The organism is Streptococcus respiraculi, assembly GCF_003595525.1.
GTDB lineage: Bacteria > Bacillota > Bacilli > Lactobacillales > Streptococcaceae > Streptococcus > Streptococcus respiraculi.
Map to the genome: position 1 here is coordinate 1,624,551 of NZ_CP022680.1, position 17,825 is coordinate 1,642,375.

At 41.9% G+C, this 17,825-nt stretch carries 5 protein-coding genes and 1 pseudogene; 2 read left to right on the forward strand and 4 right to left on the reverse strand.

The features are described 5' to 3' along the window. Position 1: 1 nt before the first annotated feature. Both cps4B and CHF41_RS07930 read right to left on the reverse strand, forming a co-directional pair. The gene (cps4B, locus tag CHF41_RS07925) at positions 2-733 is read right to left on the reverse strand and encodes a capsular polysaccharide biosynthesis protein Cps4B (protein WP_119876764.1); all 732 of its coding nucleotides are present in this window, start codon (positions 731-733) and stop codon (positions 2-4) included. Positions 734-1,395: 662 nt separating this feature from the next. After that, positions 1,396-12,720: a Rib/alpha-like domain-containing protein gene (locus CHF41_RS07930; RefSeq protein WP_119876765.1), complete on the reverse strand. Its 11,325-nt coding sequence runs from the start codon at positions 12,718-12,720 to the stop codon at positions 1,396-1,398. Between the two features lie 674 nt (positions 12,721-13,394). Here CHF41_RS07930 and CHF41_RS07935 point away from each other — a divergent pair. Both CHF41_RS07935 and CHF41_RS07940 read left to right on the forward strand, forming a co-directional pair. Next, positions 13,395-13,754 carry a helix-turn-helix domain-containing protein gene (locus tag CHF41_RS07935; RefSeq protein WP_119876766.1) on the forward strand — a complete coding sequence of 120 codons (360 nt, stop codon included), beginning with the start codon at positions 13,395-13,397 and terminating at the stop codon, positions 13,752-13,754. A gap of 179 nt (positions 13,755-13,933) precedes the next feature. Beyond that, positions 13,934-15,202: pseudogene (locus CHF41_RS07940) on the forward strand (ISL3 family transposase). Between the two features lie 151 nt (positions 15,203-15,353). Here the strand turns inward: CHF41_RS07940 and CHF41_RS07945 are convergent. Both CHF41_RS07945 and CHF41_RS07950 read right to left on the reverse strand, forming a co-directional pair. After that, entirely contained in the window at positions 15,354-16,769 is a 1,416-nt protein-coding gene (locus tag CHF41_RS07945) for an MATE family efflux transporter (protein WP_119876767.1), read from the reverse strand. Next, positions 16,762-17,823 carry an NAD-dependent epimerase/dehydratase family protein gene (locus CHF41_RS07950; RefSeq protein WP_119876768.1) on the reverse strand — a complete coding sequence of 354 codons (1,062 nt, stop codon included), beginning with the start codon at positions 17,821-17,823 and terminating at the stop codon, positions 16,762-16,764. The genes CHF41_RS07945 and CHF41_RS07950 overlap by 8 nt, the downstream gene beginning before the upstream one ends. Between the last annotated feature and the right edge of the window lie 2 nt (positions 17,824-17,825).

The following is a 17,825-nucleotide window of genomic DNA, read 5'->3' on the forward strand; positions in this document are numbered from 1 at the left end:
CCTATACTAGTTGATCTATTAACAACAATTGTTGATTTTCTTTAAATAACTTCTGGGCATACGACTCTCCATATTGCGCTGAAATGCTTTCATAAGCCTGAGCCATATAAGTGGTTCGATGATCGACACTATGCATATCACTTGCTACAAAATGGACCAGACCGTGCTCAAGGAAAAAGCGTACCCGTCTTTTCATAAACTTGTACCTATCCCCAAATAATTTAGGTTTGAGAACACTGGAACTATTGACTTGCATGTAACAGCCCATGGCAATCAAATCTTGTACCTTTTTCGCATCCTTCTCTAAACAATGATAGCGTTCAATATGAGCTAGTACAGGTGTTAAACCCAAGCGTAATAGGTTACTAAGACCTGCTTGTATGTCCTTGTACGTTGTATTCATACTAAATTCAATCAAGACATAGCTCGTTCCAGCAAGGGTTGGAATGGATTTATTCTCCAATTTTTCCAAAATATCACTGGTATAATAGATTTCTGCCCCATATAAAATCGTTAAATCCGGTGCGATTTCGTGAGCGAGCTTTTGAACTTCTCGAAAATTCGTAGCAATTGTTTCTTCTGGGGTCTCAAACATCCCTTTCCTCCGATGTGAGGTCGAAATAATCGTCCGAACTCCTTGACGGTAACTTTCCTCAAGAAGAGCACGTGTCTCCTCAAGATTGCTAGACCCATCATCCACACCAAACACGATGTGTGAGTGAATATCAATCATCTTCTTTCCCTTCCATCACAGATTGAATGGTATTTTTAGCAGTATCAAGACTGGCTGTATCCAACTGCTTGTCATCTAACATATAGACTCCTACCTCATTTTTTGTACCATAAGCGATCTACTCTTACTATGTAGTATAAAATAAACATACTTCTAATAGAGGCTCTTGCTACTCATTAGTTCTGATTCAAACTCTAACATCTCATTATACCACCCCACCCCCTAATTATCAATTTATACCCCTTTAATTCCAAAAATAGCCATTTGGACTATCACTATTTATTTTTTACTATAATACAGGGCAAGCTAAGTCAGTTCAATAAGATGGTTTCTCAGTAAACGGAATAAATAGTGATAGAAAAGGATGTTTATGTCCGAATCATCTAAAAGGCTAAGTTTAATTTTCATTGAGTAGTATAACCTGTTGCTGTCCTATATGAAGGTTGCACTAATACAATTGCAAAAAGAAGATAGTAGATTTGACTAGCACACAAAAATACCTACTGACAAAATTGTCAGTAGGTATTTCAAACTTTAGATGAGTTTTTGGAGAGAGTATCGGTAATCTCCTTGTTTAAATATCGTGTGAGAGCTAATGTACGAAAAATTTTCTTGTCTGATAGTAGAAAATTTTCTCGTACAATCTACCTGTTCACCCGTTTTTATGATTCCTCATCTTTTTTAGCTTTGCGTGAAGCTAGGCTTGTAAGGGCTACGAGACCTACGATTCCTAAGCCGTATGGCAGTGCCTTATCTTCCTCACTACCAGTTCTTGGTAACATGAGATGTTTAGGATGAACCGAGATTCGTTTAGCCGGTACACCTTGACGTGGGCTGTCTTGGTCGCCACCCTTAGAGCCGCCTTGGTGGTCGCCACCCTTAGAGCCGCCTTGGTGATCGCCACCTTTAGAGCCGCCTTGGTGGTCACTACCCTTAGAGCCGCCTTGGTGATCGCCACCTTTAGAGCCGCCTTGGTGATCGCCACCTTTAGAGCCGCCTTGGTGATCGCCACCTTTAGAGTCGCCTTGGTGGTCACTGCCCTTAGAGTCGCTATGCTGATCATCACCCTTGTTTTGATCTGAATCGCCACCATTTGTAGCAGATGGTTTGCTTGATGGGTCTTTCGCATCAGTGCCTGCTTTTTTCTCATCGCCGTCAGACACACCATCTCCATCGGTATCTGGGTTGTTGATGTCAGTACCGTTTTGAAGTTCTTCACCGTTGGTTATACCATCATTATCATCATCACCTTCGAGATCGAGGACTGGTTTATCTGGAGTTTCGATACCTGTTCCAGTGTCATGATTTGGCTTACTAGTTGCAGCTTTTGGATCCGTTCCTTTGGCAACTTCCTCGCCGTCATTTACGCCGTCACCATCTGAATCTGCTTTAGTCGGATCTGTACCAAGTTCTTTTTCCTTACCATCAGTTAAACCATCGCCGTCGGTGTCAGTCTTCAATGGGTCAGTACTGTCTTGTTTCTCAACACCATCTTCAACACCATCACCGTCAGTGTCATGGTTGAGTGGATTTGTTCCATCTTGTTTTTCTTGGCCATCTTCAACTCCGTCCCCGTCGGTATCGTGTTTCAATGGGTCAGTATTATTGACTTTTTCTTCACCATCTGATAGACCATCACCATCTGTGTCAGACTTAAGTGGATCCGTATTATCAACTTTCTCATCGCCATCGCTTACACCGTCACCATCTGTGTCGACTTTAGTATAATCGGTACCGTTTTGAAGTTCTTCACCATTTGTAACACCATCATTGTCATCGTCTTCATCTAACTTCAAGACTGGCTTATCCGGAGTTTCGATACCTGTTCCAGTGTCATGATTTGGCTTACTAGTTGCAGCTTTTGGATCCGTTCCTTTGGCAACTTCCTCGCCATCGTTCACACCATCTCCATCGCTATCAGCTTTCAACGGATCAGTTCCAAGGTCTTTTTCCTTACCGTCAGATAGACCGTCTTCATCGCTGTCGGATTTCAATGGGTTAGTGCCAGCAGCTTTTTCATCGCCGTCTGATACACCATCACCATCGGTATCATGGTTGAGTGGGCTTGTTCCATCTTGTTTTTCTTGGCCATCTTCAACTCCGTCACCGTCTGTATCGTGTTTCAATGGATCAGTATTATTGACTTTTTCTTCACCATCTGATAGACCATCACCATCTTCAACACCATCACCGTCAGTGTCATGGTTGAGTGGATTTGTTCCATCTTGTTTTTCTTGGCCATCTTCAACTCCGTCCCCGTCGGTATCGTGTTTCAATGGGTCAGTATTATTGACTTTTTCTTCACCATCTGATAGACCATCACCATCTGTGTCAGACTTAAGTGGATCCGTATTATCAACTTTCTCATCGCCATCGCTTACACCGTCACCATCTGTGTCGACTTTAGTATAATCGGTACCGTTTTGAAGTTCTTCACCATTTGTAACACCATCATTGTCATCGTCTTCATCTAACTTCAAGACTGGCTTATCCGGAGTTTCGATACCTGTTCCAGTGTCATGATTTGGCTTACTAGTTGCAGCTTTTGGATCCGTTCCTTTGGCAACTTCCTCGCCATCGTTCACACCATCTCCATCGCTATCAGCTTTCAACGGATCAGTTCCAAGGTCTTTTTCCTTACCGTCAGATAGACCGTCTTCATCGCTGTCGGATTTCAATGGGTTAGTGCCAGCAGCTTTTTCATCGCCGTCTGATACACCATCACCATCGGTATCATGGTTGAGTGGGCTTGTTCCATCTTGTTTTTCTTGGCCATCTTCAACTCCGTCACCGTCTGTATCGTGTTTCAATGGATCAGTATTATTGACTTTTTCTTCACCATCTGATAGACCATCACCATCTGTGTCAGACTTAAGTGGATCCGTATTATCAGCTTTCTCATCGCCATCGCTCACACCGTCACCATCTGTATCTGCTTTCAACGGATCTGTACCAAGTTCTTTTTCCTTGCCATCAGATAGACCGTCACCGTCGGTATCAGATTTAGCTGGATCAGTGCCGTCTTTGGCTTCGTCCTCATCAGACACGCCATCGTTGTCGCTGTCTTTTGGTGTTTCAGTTGGAGTGCTAGTTATTGCTTTTGGATCAGAACCTTTGTCTACTTCCTCGCCATCGTTCACACCATCACCGTCGGTATCAGCTTTCAACGGATCGGTTCCTAGCTCTTTTTCTTTACCATCAGATAGACCATCGCCATCTGAATCTGCTTCATTTGGATTAGTGCCGTCTTTGGCTTCGTCCTCATCAGACACGCCATCGCCGTCGCTATCTTTCGGTGTTTCAGTTGGTTTGCTAGTTATTGCTTTTGGATCAGAACCTTTGTCTACTTCCTCGCCATCGTTTACGCCGTCACCATCTGAATCTGCTTTAGTCGGATCTGTACCAAGTTCTTTTTCCTTACCGTCAGATAGACCATCGCCGTCTGAATCTGACTTCAATGGATCAGTGCCGTTAGCTTTTTCATCACCATCATTTACACCGTCGCCATCTGAATCTGCTTCATTTGGATTAGTACCATCTTTGGCTTCATCTTCATCAGATACGCCATCGTTGTCGCTGTCTTTCGGTGTTTCAGCTGGTTTGCTAGTCGCAGCTTTTGGATCAGAACCTTTGTCTACTTCCTCGCCATCGTCCACACCATCGCCGTCAGTATCAGCTTTCAACGGATCGGTACCAAGTTCTTTTTCCTTGCCATCAGATAGACCATCTCCGTCTGAATCTGCTTTAGCTGGATCGGTGCCGTTGGTCTTTTCATCGCCGTCGTTAACACCGTCACCATCAGTATCTGCTTTCAATGGATCGGTGCCGTTGGTTTTCTCATCACCGTCATTTACACCATCGCCATCAGTATCTGCTTTCAATGGATCGGTGCCGTTGGTTTTCTCATCACCGTCATTTACACCATCGCCATCTGAATCTGCTTCATTTGGATTAGTACCATCTTTGGCTTCATCTTCATCAGATACGCCATCGTTGTCGCTGTCTTTTGGTGTTTCGGCTGGTTTGCTAGTCGCAACTTTCGGATCAGAACCTTTGTCTACTTCCTCGCCATCGTTCACACCATCACCATCGGTATCAGCTTTCAACGGATCGGTACCAAGTTCTTTTTCCTTGCCATCAGATAGACCATCGCCATCGCTATCAGATTTCAATGGATCAGTGCCGTTGGTCTTTTCATCGCCGTCGTTAACACCGTCACCATCAGTATCTGCTTTCAATGGATCGGTGCCGTTGGTTTTCTCATCACCGTCATTTACACCATCGCCATCTGAATCTGCTTCATTTGGATTAGTACCATCTTTGGCTTCGTCTTCATCAGATACGCCATCGTTGTCGCTATCTTTCGGTGTTTCAGTTGGTTTGCTAGTCGCAACTTTTGGATCAGAACCTTTGTCTACTTCCTCGCCATCGTTCACACCATCACCGTCTGTATCTGCTTTAGTCGGATCCGTACCAAGTTCTTTTTCTTTACCATCAGATAGACCATCGCCATCGCTGTCAGATTTCAGTGGGTCGGTGCCATCGGCTTTTTCATCACCATCATTTACACCATCGCCATCACTATCAGCTTTCAATGGATCGGTGCCGTTAGCTTTTTCATCACCGTCATTTACACCATCGCCATCGCTATCAGATTTCAATGGATCGGTGCCATTAGCTTTTTCATCACCGTCATTTACACCGTCACCATCGCTGTCAGATTTCAGTGGATCGGTGCCGTTGGCTTTTTCATCACCGTCATTTACACCGTCGCCATCGCTATCAGATTTCAGTGGATCGGTGCCGTTGGTTTTCTCATCACCGTCGTTAACACCATCGCCATCGCTATCAGATTTCAATGGATCGGTGCCGTTAGCTTTTTCATCGCCGTCGTTCACACCGTCGCCATCGCTATCAGATTTCAATGGATCGGTGCCGTCGGCTTTTTCATCACCGTCATTTACACCATCACCATCTGAATCTGCTTCATTTGGATTGGTACCATCTTTAGCTTCGTCTTCATCAGACACGCCATCGCCGTCGCTATCTTTCGGTGTTTCAGTTGGTTTGCTAGTCGCAACTTTCGGATCAGAACCTTTGTCTACTTCCTCGCCATCGTTCACACCATCACCATCGGTATCTGCTTTCAACGGATCTGTACCAAGTTCTTTTTCCTTGCCATCAGATAGACCATCGCCATCGCTATCAGATTTCAATGGATCAGTGCCGTTGGTCTTTTCATCGCCGTCGTTAACACCGTCACCATCAGTATCTGCTTTCAATGGATCGGTGCCGTTGGTTTTCTCATCACCGTCATTTACACCATCGCCATCTGAATCTGCTTCATTTGGATTAGTACCATCTTTGGCTTCGTCTTCATCAGATACGCCATCGTTGTCGCTATCTTTCGGTGTTTCAGTTGGTTTGCTAGTCGCAACTTTTGGATCAGAACCTTTGTCTACTTCCTCGCCATCGTTCACACCATCACCGTCTGTATCTGCTTTAGTCGGATCCGTACCAAGTTCTTTTTCTTTACCATCAGATAGACCATCGCCATCGCTGTCAGATTTCAGTGGGTCGGTGCCATCGGCTTTTTCATCACCATCATTTACACCATCGCCATCACTATCAGCTTTCAATGGATCTGTGCCGTTAGCTTTTTCATCACCGTCATTTACACCATCGCCATCTGAATCTGCTTCATTTGGATTAGTACCATATTTGGCTTCGTCTTCATCAGATACGCCATCGTTGTCGCTGTCTTTCGGTGTTTCGGCTGGTTTGCTAGTCGCAACTTTCGGATCAGAACCTTTGTCCACTTCCTCGCCATCGTCCACACCATCGCCGTCAGTATCAGCTTTCAACGGATCGGTACCAAGTTCTTTTTCCTTGCCATCAGATAGACCATCGCCGTCTGAATCTGACTTCAATGGATCTGTGCCGTTGGTCTTTTCATCGCCGTCGTTCACACCATCACCATCGGTATCTGCTTTCAACGGATCGGTACCAAGTTCTTTTTCTTTACCATCAGATAGACCATCGCCATCTGAATCTGCTTCATTTGGATTAGTACCATCTTTGGCTTCGTCTTCATCAGATACGCCATCGTTGTCGCTGTCTTTTGGTGTTTCGGCTGGTTTGCTAGTCGCAACTTTCGGATCAGAGCCTTTGTCTACTTCCTCGCCATCGTTCACACCATCACCATCGGTATCTGCTTTCAACGGATCGGTACCAAGTTCTTTTTCCTTACCGTCAGATAGACCATCGCCATCGCTATCAGATTTCATTGGATCTGTGCCGTTGGTCTTTTCATCGCCGTCATTTACACCATCGCCATCTGAATCTGCTTTAGATGGATCGGTGCCATCAGCTTTTTCATCACCATCATTTACACCGTCGCCATCTGAATCTGCTTCATTTGGATTAGTACCATCTTTGGCTTCATCTTCATCAGATACGCCATCGTTGTCGCTGTCTTTCGGTGTTTCAGCTGGTTTGCTAGTCGCAACTTTCGGATCAGAACCTTTGTCTACTTCCTCGCCATCGTTCACACCATCACCATCGGTATCTGCTTTCAACGGATCTGTACCAAGTTCTTTTTCTTTACCATCAGATAGACCATCGCCGTCTGAATCTGACTTCAATGGATCAGTGCCGTTAGCTTTTTCATCGCCGTCATTTACACCATCGCCATCTGAATCTGCTTTCAATGGATCGGTGCCGTCGGCTTTTTCATCACCGTCATTGACACCGTCACCATCTGAATCAGCTTTAGATGGATCAGTGCGATCTGCGATTTCCTGATCATCTGATACGCCATCGCCATCTGAATCTGACTTCAATGGATCGGTGCCATCGGCTTTTTCATCACCGTCATTTACACCGTCGCCATCGCTATCAGATTTCAATGGATCGGTGCCAAGTTCTTTTTCCTTGCCATCAGATAGACCATCGCCGTCTGAATCTGACTTCAATGGATCGGTGCCGTTAGCTTTCTCATCACCGTCGTTCACACCATCGCCATCTGAATCTGACTTCAATGGATCGGTACCGTCAGCTTTTTCATCGCCGTCGTTCACACCATCGCCATCTGAATCTGACTTCAATGGATCGGTACCATCAGCTTTTTCATCGCCGTCATTTACACCATCGCCATCGCTATCAGATTTCAATGGATCGGTGCCATTAGCTTTTTCATCACCGTCATTTACACCGTCACCATCGCTGTCAGATTTCAGTGGATCGGTGCCGTTGGCTTTTTCATCACCGTCATTTACACCGTCGCCATCGCTATCAGATTTCAGTGGATCGGTGCCGTTGGTTTTCTCATCACCGTCGTTAACACCATCGCCATCTGAATCAGCTTTAGATGGATCAGTGCGATCTGCGATTTCCTGATCATCTGATACGCCATCGCCATCCGTATCTTTATTAGCATCGTGAATAATCTCAACTGGAACATTTACTATTTCCTTAGAGCCATCACCGTATGTAACTTCAACTGGAACTGTATGCTCACCGACTGTAGTTGGAACATCGCTCTTCAATTCCTTGTTAGTAATTTCAGCACCGGCTGGGGTTGGAATAGCATTCTTGATGTCATCTTCCGTAACGCCTTCGGTTTTTGGCTTGGTAACCTTGTTAGCAGTTGGTTCATATTTCTCGTTGTCGGCTACCTTAGTGATTTCAACTGGAACATTAACTGTATCTTTGGTGCCATCGCCGTATGTAACTTCAACTGGAACTGTATGCTCACCTACAGTAGTTGGAACATCACCTTTGAGCTCTTTATTGGTAATTTCTGCACCGGCTGGTGTCGGAATGGCATTCTTGATGTCATCTTCCGTAACGCCTTCGGTTTCTGGTTTGCTTACCTTGTTAGCAGTTGGTTCATATTTCTCGTTGTCGGCTACCTTGGTAATGGTAACAGGAACATTTACTGTATCTTTAGTACCATCACCGTATGTAACTTCAACAGGAACTGTATGCTCACCGACAGTAGTTGGAACATCGCTCTTCAATTCCTTGTTGGTAATTTCAGCACCGGCTGGTGTCGGAATGGCATTCTTGATGTCATCTTCCGTAACGCCTTCGGTTTCTGGTTTGCTTACCTTAGTAGCTGTTGGGTCGTATTTCTCGTTATCATCTACCTTGGTAATCTCAACAGGAACGTTAACCGTGTCTTTGGTGCCATCACCGTATGTAACTTCTACTGGTACTGTGTGTTCACCGACTGTAGTTGGAACATCACTCTTCAATTCCTTGTTGGTAATTTCTGCACCAGCTGGTGTCGGAATAGCATTCTTGATGTCATCTTCCGTAACGCCTTCAGTTTCTGGTTTGCTTACCTTGTTAGCAGTTGGTTCATATTTCTCATTGTCGGCTACCTTGGTAATGGTAACAGGAACATTTACTGTATCTTTAGTACCATCACCGTAGGTGACTTCTACTGGGACTGTATGCTCACCTACAGTAGTTGGAACATCACTCTTCAATTCCTTGTTGGTAATTTCAGCACCGGCTGGTGTCGGAATGGCATTCTTGATGTCATCTTCCGTAACGCCTTCAGTTTCTGGTTTGCTTACCTTAGTAGCTGTTGGGTCGTATTTCTCGTTGTCGGCTACCTTGGTAATGGTAACAGGAACATTCACTGTATCTTTAGTACCATCACCGTATGTAACTTCAACAGGAACTGTATGCTCACCGACTGTAGTTGGAACATCACTCTTCAATTCCTTGTTAGTAATTTCAGCACCATCTGGTGTTGGAATAGCATTCTTGATGTCATCTTCCGTAACGCCTTCGGTTTCTGGTTTGCTTACCTTGTTAGCTGTTGGTTCATATTTCTCGTTGTCGGCTACCTTGGTAATGGTAACAGGAACATTCACTGTATCTTTAGTACCATCACCGTATGTAACTTCAACTGGAACTGTATGCTCACCGACTGTAGTTGGAACATCACCTTTGAGCTCTTTGTTGGTAATTTCAGCACCATCTGGTGTTGGAATAGCATTCTTGATGTCATCTTCCGTAACACCCTCAGTTTCTGGTTTGCTTACCTTATTCGCTGTTGGCTCATATTTCTGGTTATCATCTACCTTGGTAATCTCAACAGGAACATTAACCGTATCTTTAGTGCCATCGCCATACGTTACAACAACTGGTACTGTTGTTTCACCTACTGCGGTTGGTAATTCTCCTTGGATAGCTTTATCTGTGATGGTCGCTCCATCTGGTGTCGGAATAGCATTCTTGATGTCATCTTCCGTAACGCCTTCGGTTTCTGGCTTGGTCACCTTGTTAGCAGTTGGTTCGTATTTCTCGTTGTCGGCTACCTTAGTGATTTCAACTGGAACATTAACTGTATCTTTAGTACCATCGCCGTATGTAACTTCAACAGGAACTGTATGATTGCCAACTGTGGTTGGAACATCACCTTTGAGCTCTTTGTTGGTAATTTCAGCACCGGCTGGGGTCGGAATGGCATTCTTGATGTCATCTTCCGTAACGCCTTCGGTTTCTGGTTTGCTTACCTTGTTAGCAGTTGGTTCGTATTTCTCGTTGTCGGCTACCTTGGTAATGGTAACAGGAACATTTACTGTTTCCTTAGTACCATCGCCATAGGTCACTTCAACAGGAACTTCATAGTTTCCGATTTCGGTTGGAAGAGTACCTTTGATCTCCTTGTTGGTAATTTCTGCGCCGTTTGGAGCAGTAATAGCGTTCTTGATATCGTCTGCCGTTAGTGGACTAGTTTCTGGGGCACTAAGTGATGTAATATTTGGATCAAATTGATCTCTATCTGGAACTTCAAATATCTCTACTGGTACCTTAACTGTTTCCTTAGAACCATCGCCATAGGTCACTTCAACAGGAACTTCATAGTTTCCGATTTCGGTTGGAAGAGTACCTTTAATCTCCTTGTTGGTGATTTCTGCACCGTCTGGAGCAGTAATGGCATTTTTGATGTCGTCTGCTGTAACAGAGGCATTCTCTGGGACACGAAGTGATGTAATATTCGGATCAAACTGGTCCTTATCAGACGGATAATTTACAACAACCGTCACAATCTTTTCTTGCCCACTTGGAGTAGTTAATTTGACATATACCGAATTGTTCTTACCTTTTGTTGGTAGGGTAGTGGTTGGTTGTGCAGTAGCAACATCAGCCGAATCAACGATTTCAGCTTGGATTTGATCTCTTGTGATGTTGTATCCAACATTTCCATCTGCTTCCGTTGTGGTACCAAGGTAGTTTTCAAATACCTTATCCTTGATTTCTTGCTCAGTAACTGTTTGATTTGCCTGCTTTTCAATCGGACTTGCTGGATTAGTTACACGTAAGGCTGCAATCTTAAACTTCTCAGAAACCGCCTCTTGGTTGGAAGAACTAGTCTCTGCAACAGCTCGAACCGTGTAGTATGGAAGAGCATTTGTATTTGGGAAATGGTGAATAATATTCCCTCTACCAAAGGTAACTCGGCTCTTATCTTCTGGCTGCGTGAAATTCACTACATCGTCATGTACAAATGCTTGTGGATCATTCGGATCGCCCTTACCTCCGGTCAAATGAAGACCAGTAATCGGACGTTCACTCGCAGCTGTAATCGTTCCTGTCGTAAATTCTTTGGTCGTTGGTGTATCTTCCCAAACAAAATAATTTTCAAAATTTGTCGCCTTCGCTACTGCCGTAATCGTAACGGGCACAGTCAATTCATCCCTTGTCTCATCTGCGTATGTCACGACAACTGGCACTTCATAATCTCCAGGTGCACTTGGAAGTGTTGTGCCTTCTTTGAGCGTAACGGTACCATTTCCCTTGTTAATTACAGCACCAGTCACATCAGCTTCTGTCAACCCACCTTCTGGACGCGTCACACGAGAAGCGGTTGGATTGTAGCGGAGGTTATCCGGCATTGGAACAGCTCGAGTACTTCCCATAATACGGTTAAATGGATTGGCTACACCACTTGATGTCATACCAGCTAAGAATGGTAAATCTTCTTTAAGATTATCTGGAATTTCTGCAGTTACAACCATTCTATATGCATTGTCACCACCACCTGTTTCCCAAGAAGCATAGACTGCTCCCATTTTGTCCTTAACGTTGCTATCAAGAAATCCTGTTAACGCTTCATCCCCACGGGAGACACGAGTCCCCCATTCTCTGTCAAATTTTCCATTTTCTCTCGAACCAACAAAACGGCTATTGGTGCTTTTATCAAAATCATTCGGATTAACAGACCATCTGTGAGACCATTCATGCCCATAGCCATTTCGACCATCATATTTTGCAATCGAATCAATGATCACACCTTTTGGCACAGCAAAGTAGATAAGTGGTCTAGTGTTCCATTGCTCATTACTAAGGTTATACTTAATATCCCAAACAACTGAGCGTTTCCCAGTTCTTGGATCTGTCAGGATTCTTTGATCATATACAACGGAACGTTCAACGTAGTTCGTACCATCTTCGCTTCTTGCTCTTAAACCTTTGGTATTGGCTAACTTGAAGTTCCCATTGTCTTCTACACTAGCTGCACGGAAGCCTGTTCCTTCTGGAATTGACTCTGCTGCATGGACAAGTTTTGCCCCTTCAATGACATAGGTTGCACCATTGTAAACAATTGTTGCAGCCCCATCAGAAGCGATAGTGACCATTTCTGCTGTTAATTCAGGATTAGCCTTTAAGACACGTTTTAGAACACGCTCACGGTCATCGTCTGTTAAGTTGGAACTATCTGCCACACTGACTTGTTCCGGTTCTTTGGGTACAAATTCTCCTGTGGATAGAGTAATTTCAGATGCAGCATTGCCCAATGCCTTATCGCTTTCGCTGACAATTGTTGCAACAACATCTGAAATGACCGACTCTGGAGTTTCAGCTGATACCGTTGGTACACCGATAATGGCAGCCCCTAAAAATACAGAAAAAACTCCAATCTTAAACTTTCTTATTGAAAATCGTTCTTGTCGTTTAAAAAACATTCTTTTCTCCTTTTTTATTGATTTTTAACGAACGAATAATGATTCATCACTATTTTCCGAACAACTGCATTCCACCTTTCTTTGATTTATAAAAAATAGAGGCTTGATACAACCCCTATTTTAAAAGTTAGATAGGCAAGAGTAACAGGAACTCTCGTCTACCTTGACATTTAGGCAGTAACACGATACAATAAGAATACCACTAATTATTGTGTGTTGGTCAGCCAATCAAGCCCGGTTGTCTGACGCACTTTTTACTTGCTGCCAGATTCCGAATTTGACACTTCTCCCCTCGGATACCTCCCAATACTGTTATTTTTTGAAAGGGAAGGATTGTGAACTGTATTCCTTACATATATGCAACTGATTTAGGGATTTGGATGATCACTCTGCAAGTATATGCGAAAAAGTTTAATAGTAAGTGGGAGTTATCCGCAGAAAGAGATGTACATTTTATACCTACTCTTCAATAGGTATAACAAAAAAATCAAAAAATTGATTTCTTTATTATAGCTATTGACCATTTCCCACCCCTAAGGAATAGTTGCCACACAAGCTAGAATAGCTACATCTATGATTTGTGTAATCAAATGATTACACAAACATTATATAATCATTTGATTACCTTGTCAACACTTTTGCCTCAATATTTTGTATTTTTAGAAAGAAAACCTATGTTTACCAAACGATTGAAAGATTTACGCCTCAAAGCAGGCCTAACACAACGCCAAGTCGCAAATGATTTCAAGACCAGCCCCCAAAGCTATGCTCAATGGGAAAAAGGCCTGCGCAAACCCTCAAGCGAAAGTTTAGAAAAACTAGCTCAGTATTTTGATGTCTCAACAGATTACCTCCTTGGAAAAACCGACCTCAAACAACCTACTATAGCTCTCCTTCACGAAGCTGAACAAGCCTTTCTAACTGCAATTGAGACCCATCACCTCTCAGCAGCTGAACAAGAAACCCTCAAACAAGACCTCACCACCTTCATCGAAGAACGAGCTAATGAACTAGCCACAAACAACAAAGCGTGATTCCACCGAACCACGCTTTTCCGGCTCTATAATTTCTGTAGTGGGTAACTCCACTATGGAGATTATAGAGCTTTTTGACTATATCAAAAAGTCCCATAAGACTTATAATGAAAAGCGACCAAACTATCATTAGAAAGACTCTTATGGAACACCTCAATAATACCACATTACTCATCTGAATGAAAGACAAAAATATTACCTTGAATCATGCCATTCAACACGAGACCCATATCGAACTCATCGCTACACTTGATTATCACCCTCCCAAATGTAAATACTGCAAAGGGAAACAAATCAAATACGACTTCCAAAAACCTTCTAAAATCCCCTACTTAGAAACTGCTGGCTACCCGCTACTTATCCGCCTTCGAAAGCGTCGTTTCAAGTGCAAGGAATGTGGGAAAATGGCGGTCGCTGAATCTCCTCTTGTTAAGAAGAACCATCAAATCTCTGTCGCTGTCAACCAGAAAATCGCACAATTACTCATCGAAAATCAAGCAATGATACATATCGCACACAGACTCTCCATTTCAGCTTCATCTGTAAGTCGAAAGCTAAATGAGTTTAAATTTGAAACGGATTGGGGTAAGCTCCCAGAAGTCATGTCCTGGGATGAGTATGCCTTCAAGAAAGGGAAAATGAGCTTTATTGTTCAAGATTTTGACACAAATAACATCATCGCTATCCTTGATGGGCGGACGCAGGCGGTCATCCGAAATCACTTTCTGAGATACCCTAGACAGGTTAGAAACCGCGTCAAAGTCATTACCATGGATATGTTTAGCCCCTACTACAAATTAGCTAGGCAGCTTTTTCCACATGCTAAAATAGTGCTTGATCGCTTCCACATTGTGCAACGTCTCAGCCGTGCTATGAATCGTGTCCGCATACAAATCATGAATGCTTTTGACCGCAAATCGCATGAATACAAGACGCTCAAACGCTACTGGAAACCTCGCTTTTTTATTTCTAGGCTCAGGCTAAATCAGTCCACTGGACTGATTTACTTCAACAGGACAGTCGAAAACTCAGTGACAAGCGCTTTTACCGCCCTACATTTCGGATGCATTTGACAAACAAGGAAGTAGTCGAACGTCTTTTGGGCTGCTCTGACGAACTTAGGAGGCATTATGACCTCTACCAGCTCTTGCTTTTCCATTTTCAAGAGAAACAAGCTGACTATTTTTTCGACTTAATTGAAGAACAGATAGAGGGGGCAATCCATTCTTTCAGACTGTTTTTAGGACATTCATGAAAGACAGGGACAAAATTGAGAAGGCTTTGGTTTTACCCTATTCAAACGCCAAACTGAAGGCTACAAATAACATCATCAAAGTCATCAAGCGTAATGCCTTTGGATTTCGGAAGATGAAAACTTCAAAAAGCGGCTTTTGATTGCCATCAACATCAAAAAAGAGAAGACCAAGATGGTCCTCTCTAGATGTTAGCTGACATCTACCCACTACAGTTGACAAAGAGCCTAGAAAGAAAGAGACAGCTAGATTCTCTCTCGTATGGGATAGTACATCACCCACTACAGTGGACAAAGTACCACGATTACGAAGCATCATATTTTCATGAATCTTTTAAAACCAAATCTCAAGACATTAGTTTTTTTAGATTCTTATGTGTATCACAGAATGAAGCTTTTTTTACAAGTAAATATGCTCCATAGAAAATTATATATAAAGTAATTGCTATCATTGGTTGTAAAAACCATCCTGCTAAGATAAATATTATTGTCAAAATGACTTCAAAATAGATATCATGCTTAACGTCTACTTCTAGCTCCCTTGTGACCACAATTTCTGCTATTATACATCTGAAAGCCAGTAAAACCACTATGCTCACTATCGCTAAATCTAAATTCTTTAATATAAAAGTAGTAAACAGTGTCAATCCCAAGCTTAAACAAACTGTTCGAATATTAACTCTAAGAATGAATTTCTCCATTCTCAATGCTTTTAAATAGGTATTAATAAGTAAAGACATTTTACCTTCATAAATAGCCATTGGAAAAATGAGAACCATGTATTTTATGCTTTCCATATAATGGGGAAGCCAATTTACGAGTACTAATTTTAATGGGTAGTAAAGGAGCAACATCCCTAACATAAGAGGCATTAATAAATTTCGTAAATTTTTATACAAAAATGGTAATCTACTACGTTCTAAGCGTTTTAACATTGGAAAAATTACAATACCAACTGCATTAATAAAAATCATCATGAGATTAGAAATGCTTAAAGTTAACGATACTTTGCCAAAAGTAGCAATATCCCATTGTCTTTCAATTCCTAAACGTACTATTCCAATAATCAGTAGACTAGCTACATTAGACAGCATTAGGTTACTTCCAACCTTAATATTATCAAACGTCTCAAAATAGTCTAGTTCAAAATAAGAAAAATTTTTTAATAAAATAGATCGACATAAATAAAGACCATATAATAATGAAATAAATCTCGCAATGACATCTACATAAATCATCATACGATAATTTTTTATATCTACTATGATAAAACCAATTAACAAAACTGTATACAGAAATCTATCTAAGATAGTAATTGCTGAACTTTGCTTGATGCGATTAGTTGTTTGTAAGATATAAATTACAAAAAAACGCAAATTTGTCAATAGCAATGTAATTCCTAATTGTCCAAAAATAAACTTCTTATCACCATCAGTAGTACAAATCAAGCCATACAGAAAGATTAAAAAAGCTATAATAGTTTGGAAAAGGGTATACATCACAAACTGCGAATAAAACTGCTTTTTGTCTAAATCTTCAAAATGGGATCCGCCATACTTTAAATAGATACCATCAATCCAGCCAAGATGAAAGAATCCGACATAACTCACATAAAATAAGTATAGCTGCCAGTAACCATAGCTTGCTACTCCTATCAACTTTGGCAACACTAAAATAACCAAAGTTGAGACTAGCATACTTAGCAAATTGGAAAATATTGCATAGCCAGAATTGACTAATATTTTTTTTATTTTATTATTCATTTTGCTTCACTCGACTGTGTCTCATAGATTGAATCAACCCAGTAAAAATAGTAGGTAAATCAACAGTGGGTTTCCATCCGAGATTTTCTAACTTTTTAGTCAGCAATTTCAATTTTACCTCGGGATTATAACCAAGCTTATTAATATCTTGGAAATCAAATACTACTTTTGTAGCTGATGACTCTTCCAAAGAGGTTACTAATTCTGCCATATCTTTAATTGAAATAAGAGTATTTTCGTTTGCAACATTATACGCTTCTTCACTTTGACCTAAAATCAATACGTATAATATACCAGCAATTGCATCCTTAATAGAACAATAGTTTCTCTCTGTTCTTCCCGCTGTATGCAATACAATATCTTTTTTTTCAATTATGGAACGTGCAAACTGTGCGAATACTCTGTTGTCTTCATAGTTCACACCAGGTCCAAAAGTTTGGCACAGTCTAGCAACTTTTACAGGCAAATGATACTGCGTCGCATAGGATATACTTAAACTTTCAGCTAAACGCTTTCCCTCCGAATAGCTACTACGAGCATTGGCAGGATTTAAATATCCAAAGTCATCCTCCGAAACATCTTTTTGACCATCAAAAGAACCATATACTTCCAGTGAAGATAGTAATACAAACCCCGTAATACTTTTTACTTTAGCTAATTCTAACATATTACGAGTACCATCAACCACTGTAAAAATAGTATCCACTGGCTTTTGGACAAAATCTAAGGAATTTGTCACGCTTGCTCCATGAATAATGTAATCAATAGGGTCTGCAACTTCGATTCTATCTCTAACATCCCCTTCTACTACCTGAAGCTCAGCGATATTATCACCAAAAATAGATTTAGCTTTCAATAACGAACGAACCAAGATAGTAATACTTATATTCAAATCATACTTCTTATTTGCGGTTAATAACGCAAGGACGATTTGTGAACCAATCAATCCTGTAGCACCTGTTACAAATATTTTTTTCGTATGCAAATGCTCAAAAAGATCTTTATTTTCAGACACTAGTGCCTCTATCTCTGTAACTACATATTTATCAAACATTT

Excerpts from the sequence above, each read along its gene's own strand:
- cps4B (WP_119876764.1), bottom strand. The coding sequence starts at position 733 with ATGATTGATATTCACTCACACATCGTGTTTGGTGTGGATGATGGGTCT.
- CHF41_RS07930 (WP_119876765.1), bottom strand. The coding sequence starts at position 12,720 with ATGTTTTTTAAACGACAAGAACGATTTTCAATAAGAAAGTTTAAGATT.
- CHF41_RS07945 (WP_119876767.1), bottom strand. The coding sequence starts at position 16,769 with ATGAATAATAAAATAAAAAAAATATTAGTCAATTCTGGCTATGCAATA.
- CHF41_RS07935 (WP_119876766.1), top strand. The coding sequence starts at position 13,395 with ATGTTTACCAAACGATTGAAAGATTTACGCCTCAAAGCAGGCCTAACA.
- CHF41_RS07950 (WP_119876768.1), bottom strand. The coding sequence starts at position 17,823 with ATGTTTGATAAATATGTAGTTACAGAGATAGAGGCACTAGTGTCTGAA.